The following is a 6,174-nucleotide window of genomic DNA, read 5'->3' as shown; positions in this document are numbered from 1 at the left end:
TCATTTTTGACACAGACGAAAGAAAGCGCCTGCGACCGCTATCAGCGGTTTTCCATCCTGCAATCATTGGAGGATCGTCAGAGGAAGGGCGGATCATAGCGCAAAGCGCGACAGAGATCTTCCCTTTCTACACAGTTTTTATCCTTTTTATCCACAGGACATGAACGCGGAAGAAAGTTTACGCTTGTGGTAGAAAAAACCACCTGGGATCGCGCTGAATGATTCAATTTTTCGGACGAGCTCTCGTTTTTGCTTACTAACGCGCCCATTTGATCGCAATAAGATCCTGCGCGATCCTTGCGCTTTAACACAGACCCCGTATAATTCTTCCCCCGGCGTTGTCGCGTCATGCTCAATGCCCGGACTCAGCGGGCTGTAATCCGGGTTTCTGGTACCGCGACAAGCGAAGTAAATTGACTCGGGACTGTACAATTATTACAATCCCGCCTCTTTATTAAAGACACATTGAGGCGTCGGTCTGTTTTTTGGTCCGGAAACGCGTCACCCAGTGAAAATTTTCAAGTTTAGGTAGAAATCGCCATGAAACGCACTTTTCAACCGTCCGTACTGAAGCGCAACCGTTCACACGGCTTCCGTGCTCGTATGGCAACTAAAAATGGTCGTCAGGTTCTGGCACGTCGTCGTGCTAAAGGCCGCTCTCGTCTGACCGTTTCTAAGTAATAAAGCTAACCCTGGTGGGTAAGCTCGCATTTCCCAGGGAGTTACGTTTGTTAACTCCCACTCATTTCACTTTCGTCTTTCAGCAGCCACAACGGGCTGGCACGCCGCAAATTACTATTCTCGGCCGCCTCAACGCGCTGGGGTATCCCCGCATCGGTCTTACTGTCGCGAAAAAACATGTGAAACGCGCCCACGAACGCAACCGGATCAAGCGATTGACCCGCGAAAGCTTTCGTCTGCGTCAGCATGAATTACCGTCGATGGACTTTGTGGTGGTTGCGAAGAAGGGTGTTGCCGATCTCGATAACCGTATGTTGGCGGAAGCGTTGGAGAAATTATGGCGTCGTCACTGTCGCCTGGCGCGCGGTTCCTGATCGTCCTGATACGCGTTTATCAACGCGGCATCAGTCCATTACTGGGGCCACACTGTCGGTTTCATCCGACCTGCTCTCAATACGGAATTGAGGCCTTACGCAGGTTTGGCGTGATAAAAGGCAGTTGGTTGACTTTAAAACGCGTATTAAAATGCCACCCTTTGAACCCGGGTGGTGACGATCCTGTGCCGCCAAAAACCTTTGATACCAGAGAACATTAACGATGGATTCGCAACGCAATCTCTTTCTCATCGCTTTTCTGTTCGTGTCTTTCATGATCTGGCAAGCCTGGCAGACGGACCATGCTCCGAAGCCTTTGCAGACCCAGACCACGCAGAACACAAACAGTGCAGCCGGTGATGCTGCAGGCCAGGGTGTACCGGCCAGCGGCCAGGGTAAAACGATCACCGTTAAGACTGATGTCCTGTCATTAACTATCAACACCCGCGGTGGCGATGTTGACCAGGCACAACTGCTGACTTACCCAGATAAGCTGGGTTCTGATAAGCCGTTCGAGCTGCTGGAAACCACACCGTCGTTTGTTTACCAGGCGCAAAGTGGCTTAACGGGTCGTAATGGTCCGGATAATCCTAATAATGGTGCGCGTCCGCTGTATAACACCGCCCAGGACCATTTCGAACTGGCTGACGGTCAGAGCGAACTGCGTGTGCCGATGACGTTCACCGCTGAAAACGGCGTTGTCTATACCAAGACATTCGTGTTCAAGCGTGGCGACTATGCGGTTAATGTTGACTACAACATCAACAATACCAGCCAGCAACCGCTGGAGTTGTCGATGTTTGGCCAGTTAAAGCAAACCATCGATTTGCCTAAACACCGTGATACCGGCAGCAACAACTTTGCGTTGCACACCTTCCGCGGTACGGCTTACTCCACCAGCGAATCGAAATACGAAAAGATTAAGTTCGATACCATCGCGGATAACGAAAACCTCAATACCAATACCAGCAATGGTTGGGTAGCGATGTTGCAGCAGTATTTTGCCACCGCATGGGTGCCGCGCACCCAGGGCGCGAATACGCTTTACACCAGTAATCTGGGTAATGGCGTTGCCGCCATCGGCTATAAATCCGCGCCGGTAACCGTTGCGCCGGGTGCACAACAGACGCTGGATGCCACGCTGTGGGTTGGCCCGGAAATTCAGGACAAGATGGCTGCCATTGCGCCTCACCTTGACCTGACGGTTGACTACGGTTGGTTATGGTTTATCTCTCAGCCGCTGTTTAAACTGTTGAAGTTCATTCACAGCTTTATCGGTAACTGGGGCTTCTCCATCATCATCATCACGTTCATCGTGCGTGGCATCATGTACCCGCTGACCAAAGCGCAGTACACCTCGATGGCGAAAATGCGCATGCTGCAGCCGAAGATTCAGGCGATGCGTGAGCGTTTAGGTGACGATAAGCAGAAGCAGAGCCAGGAAATGATGGCGCTGTATAAAGCAGAAAAAGTGAATCCGCTGGGTGGCTGTTTGCCGTTGGTGATTCAGATGCCTATCTTCCTTGCCTTGTACTACATGCTGTCCGGCTCGGTAGAACTGCGTCATGCGCCGTTCATTTTATGGATCCACGATCTGTCAGCACAGGATCCGTACTATATTCTGCCGATTCTGATGGGCATCACCATGTTCTTCATTCAGAAGATGTCACCGACCACCGTGACCGATCCGATGCAGCAGAAGATCATGACGTATATGCCTGTGATTTTCACCGTGTTCTTCCTGTGGTTCCCGTCAGGTCTGGTGCTGTACTACATCGTCAGTAACCTGGTGACCATCCTCCAGCAGCAGCTGATTTATCGCGGGCTGGAAAAACGTGGCTTACACAGCCGCGACAAGAAGAAAGCGTAAAGCCGTCGCGGGAGGTCTCCCGCGATAAAAACGGTTATGCTCAGGCGGTCAAAGCGACCGCCTTTGTTTTTTGTAGTGAGAGAGAATTTATGAGCCATAGCGATACCATTGTTGCTCAGGCAACCCCGCCCGGACGCGGCGGCGTTGGCATTTTGCGTATTTCCGGTCCGCGAGCCGCCGAGGTTGCGCAGCAGATATTGGGTAAACTGCCCAAACCGCGTTATGCCGACTATTTATCGTTTAACGATAGTGACGGCAGCGTGCTGGATCAGGGGATCGCGCTATGGTTTCCCGGCCCCCACTCATTCACCGGGGAAGACGTACTGGAATTGCAGGGGCACGGCGGCCCGGTGATTCTGGATCTGCTGCTGAAACGGATTGTGGCGCTGCCGGGTCTGCGCATTGCCCAACCGGGTGAATTCTCTGAGCGTGCCTTTCTGAACGACAAACTCGATTTAGCGCAGGCAGAAGCCATTGCCGATCTGATTGATGCCAGCTCAGAACAGGCGGCACGATCGGCGGTCAACTCACTGCAGGGCGCATTCTCTGTCCGTATTAATCATCTGGTGGAAGCACTGACTCATCTGCGTATCTATGTTGAGGCGGCGATTGATTTCCCCGATGAGGAGATCGATTTTCTGTCTGACGGTAAAATCGAAGGGCAGTTGAATACGGTCATCAGCGATCTTGATGCTGTGCGTGCCGAAGCCAAACAGGGCAGCCTGTTGCGCGAAGGCATGAAGGTTGTCATTGCCGGTCGGCCGAATGCCGGAAAATCCAGCCTGCTGAATGCGCTTGCCGGACGTGAGGCGGCCATCGTGACCGATATCGCCGGTACAACGCGCGATGTACTGCGTGAGCACATTCATATTGACGGTATGCCGTTGCATATCATTGATACCGCCGGGTTACGTGAAGCCAGCGATGAAGTGGAGCGTATTGGTATTGAACGCGCCTGGCACGAAATCGAACAGGCCGACAGAGTGCTGTTTATGGTCGATGGCACCACCACTCACGCGACCGAGCCGGCTGAGATCTGGCCAGATTTTGTCGCACGCTTGCCGCCCCAGTTGCCGATTACCGTGGTGCGTAATAAAGCCGACATCACCGGTGAAACACTGGGCCTGACAGAAGTCGATGGTCATTCGCTTATCAGGCTTTCTGCCAGAACCAGCGAAGGCCTGGACACATTGCGCGACCATCTCAAACAGACCATGGGCTTTGCCGATAATATGGAAGGTGGCTTCCTGGCACGCCGTCGTCATCTGCAGGCACTGGAGCGTGCTGCGACGCATCTGGAACAGGGCAAATCTCAGCTCTTAGGTGCCTGGGCAGGCGAGTTGCTGGCAGAGGAGTTGCGCCTTGCGCAGCAGGCGCTCAGCGAAATTACCGGTGAATTTACCTCGGACGATTTGCTGGGACGCATTTTCTCGAGCTTCTGTATCGGCAAATGATGTACAGCACGTAACCCGTAAGCGGCATGGCAAAAACAGAACGCCGCCGCTCAGGGGATAAATCGTAATGTGTTGCTTATTCGTTATTGTGGCGTAGGTTATTATTGTTAAGGATGCTCTGCCCCGCGTTTTTTGCTGTGCATTGACGGTCAAAAAACGCGATAAGACGGGCCGCAATGCATCCAAAAACCTGAACTCACCGTATAGGTTGAATACTGGATGTCTTCCCTGGAGAGTTATAATGACTACATCGCTTGATGATAACGCGCTGAATACCCTTTTTTACCATGCCCGCACTCACAACCACTGGCAGCAAAAACCCGTGGCCCCGGCCCTGCTGGAGCAACTCTATCAGCTCGTTGCCCTGGCCCCAACTTCTGCAAACTGCTCGCCGGGACGCTTCGTTTTTGTCACCTCCGCGGAGGGGAAAGAAAAGCTGAAACCGGCGCTGGCGTCAGGCAACCTTGAGAAAACCATGAACGCCCCGGTCACCGTTATTATTGCCTGGGACAGCGAGTTTTATCAGCACCTGACGATGCTGTTTCAACATGCCGATGCGCGTAACTGGTTTACCAACACACCGGATTTGGTCAAAGAGACGGCCTTTCGTAACAGTAGCCTGCAGGCAGGATATTTTATTCTGGCAGCGCGCGCGTTGGGGCTGGATGCCGGGCCGATGTCGGGTTTTGATCCGTTAAAAGTGAACGAGGCCTTTTTTGCCGATACCACCTGGCAGGCCAATCTGTTAATTAATTTGGGTTATGGCATCCCGGATAAGCTTCATCCCCGTTTACCCCGTCTGAGCCTTGAGCAGGCGTGCCAGTTCGTCTGATATCCACGAGCGTTACGGTCGTTTCGTAGCGCCCATCCCTGACGGTTTATGCTGCCTGCCGTGCGGGTGTCAGCCTGATGCTTTTCTGAAAAGCGAAGGGTTTACGGCATGCCGAATGCGGCAGCCAGAGAAAGCGCTTATAATCCTGCTGATGATTATCTGACCATTCTCATGGAGCGACAGATGGCTGGTCATTTTGTTCGTTGGGCAGGCAACCCCGGCCAACGGCTCGTTGACATGACAATGACGCAGGACGTTATCGACAGCGTGCGACACGTGGCGGATAAACGTCGCGAGCGCTTTCTGGCGGCGCGCATTATATTGAAGCAGCTCATGCAACGCGTTTATGGCCTTCATCATCTTCCTCCGATAGTTAACTGCCATAACGGCCGCCCGGCCTTCGTGGACCCCGATCTCCCGGACTTTAATATTGCCTACGCAGGGAATACCGTTGGCGTACTGCTGGCTGAAGAGCGCAGTCAGGTTGGGCTGGAGATTGATATCGTGCGGGCGCACAGTCGTCAGACGCAGGAGCAGATGATGCAGGGCTTAAGTTCGGGAGAAATCACCTGGATTAATGCCCAGCAAGACGTGCCTGAGGCGGTGACGCAGATTTGGACGCTACGTCGCAGCGTGATGAAACTCCAGGGGGGAGATGAAACAGGACTGACGTCGCTCCAGCTGTTACCCGGCGCCGGACGCCTGCGTTCAACGCTTCATACCGATCTGCAAATTCTGTGTGATGCCGAGCCCACGCTGGTGTGGTCCTGTGCTTTATCACCTCAGGTACGGCACTTGCACTTATGGGAAATAACCGGCGACGGCCAGTGGTCTGAACTGCGTGATATCACCCTGGACAAGCCGGATGCCGGTACGCAGATGATACGTCTGACGACGCTGAATGGACGCGCGCTGGCCTTATCCTGACCGCTGAGACCAGTCGCCAGCACGCGCAAAGTCGTT

The 6,174-nt window shown here is 53.4% G+C and carries 7 protein-coding genes; all 7 read left to right on the top strand.

Going from position 1 to position 6,174, the window contains the following annotated elements; all coding sequences use genetic code 11:
- Positions 1–540 precede the first annotated feature (540 nt).
- Entirely contained in the window at positions 541–681 is a 141-nt protein-coding gene (gene rpmH / locus QNH99_RS21360) for a 50S ribosomal protein L34 (protein ID WP_003849659.1), read from the top strand.
- 14 nt (positions 682–695) lie between these two features.
- Positions 696–1,055: a ribonuclease P protein component gene (gene rnpA / locus QNH99_RS21355; protein ID WP_013023999.1), complete on the top strand. Its 360-nt coding sequence runs from the start codon at positions 696–698 to the stop codon at positions 1,053–1,055.
- Positions 1,019–1,276 (top strand): membrane protein insertion efficiency factor YidD, encoded by a 258-nt coding sequence (gene yidD / locus QNH99_RS21350; protein WP_006121380.1) that lies wholly within the window; start codon positions 1,019–1,021, stop codon positions 1,274–1,276. The genes rnpA and yidD overlap by 37 nt, the downstream gene beginning before the upstream one ends.
- 2 nt (positions 1,277–1,278) lie before the next feature.
- On the top strand, positions 1,279–2,925 hold the full coding sequence (gene yidC, locus QNH99_RS21345; protein WP_063877831.1) for a membrane protein insertase YidC: 1,647 nt from the start codon (positions 1,279–1,281) through the stop codon (positions 2,923–2,925).
- A gap of 89 nt (positions 2,926–3,014) precedes the next feature.
- Positions 3,015–4,379 carry a tRNA uridine-5-carboxymethylaminomethyl(34) synthesis GTPase MnmE gene (mnmE, locus tag QNH99_RS21340; protein WP_096012580.1) on the top strand — a complete coding sequence of 455 codons (1,365 nt, stop codon included), beginning with the start codon at positions 3,015–3,017 and terminating at the stop codon, positions 4,377–4,379.
- A 241-nt stretch (positions 4,380–4,620) separates the two neighbouring features.
- A complete protein-coding gene (locus QNH99_RS21335; protein WP_109717927.1) occupies positions 4,621–5,211 on the top strand; it encodes a malonic semialdehyde reductase in 591 nt (196 codons plus the stop codon).
- A gap of 183 nt (positions 5,212–5,394) precedes the next feature.
- Positions 5,395–6,138: a 4'-phosphopantetheinyl transferase family protein gene (locus QNH99_RS21330; RefSeq protein ID WP_109717961.1), complete on the top strand. Its 744-nt coding sequence runs from the start codon at positions 5,395–5,397 to the stop codon at positions 6,136–6,138.
- Positions 6,139–6,174 lie beyond the last annotated feature (36 nt).

The organism is Pantoea allii, from assembly GCF_046529425.1.
GTDB lineage: Bacteria > Pseudomonadota > Gammaproteobacteria > Enterobacterales > Enterobacteriaceae > Pantoea > Pantoea allii.
Note: the sequence above shows the minus strand (reverse complement) of the source record. Positions and strands in the feature narration are given on the sequence as shown.

What these genes read in the sequence shown, in the direction of transcription:
- rpmH (WP_003849659.1), top strand. Translation starts at nt 541, where the DNA reads ATGAAACGCACTTTTCAACCGTCCGTACTGAAGCGCAACCGTTCACAC.
- yidD (WP_006121380.1), top strand. Translation starts at nt 1,019, where the DNA reads ATGGCGTCGTCACTGTCGCCTGGCGCGCGGTTCCTGATCGTCCTGATA.
- yidC (WP_063877831.1), top strand. Translation starts at nt 1,279, where the DNA reads ATGGATTCGCAACGCAATCTCTTTCTCATCGCTTTTCTGTTCGTGTCT.
- mnmE (WP_096012580.1), top strand. Translation starts at nt 3,015, where the DNA reads ATGAGCCATAGCGATACCATTGTTGCTCAGGCAACCCCGCCCGGACGC.
- QNH99_RS21335 (WP_109717927.1), top strand. Translation starts at nt 4,621, where the DNA reads ATGACTACATCGCTTGATGATAACGCGCTGAATACCCTTTTTTACCAT.
- QNH99_RS21330 (WP_109717961.1), top strand. Translation starts at nt 5,395, where the DNA reads ATGGCTGGTCATTTTGTTCGTTGGGCAGGCAACCCCGGCCAACGGCTC.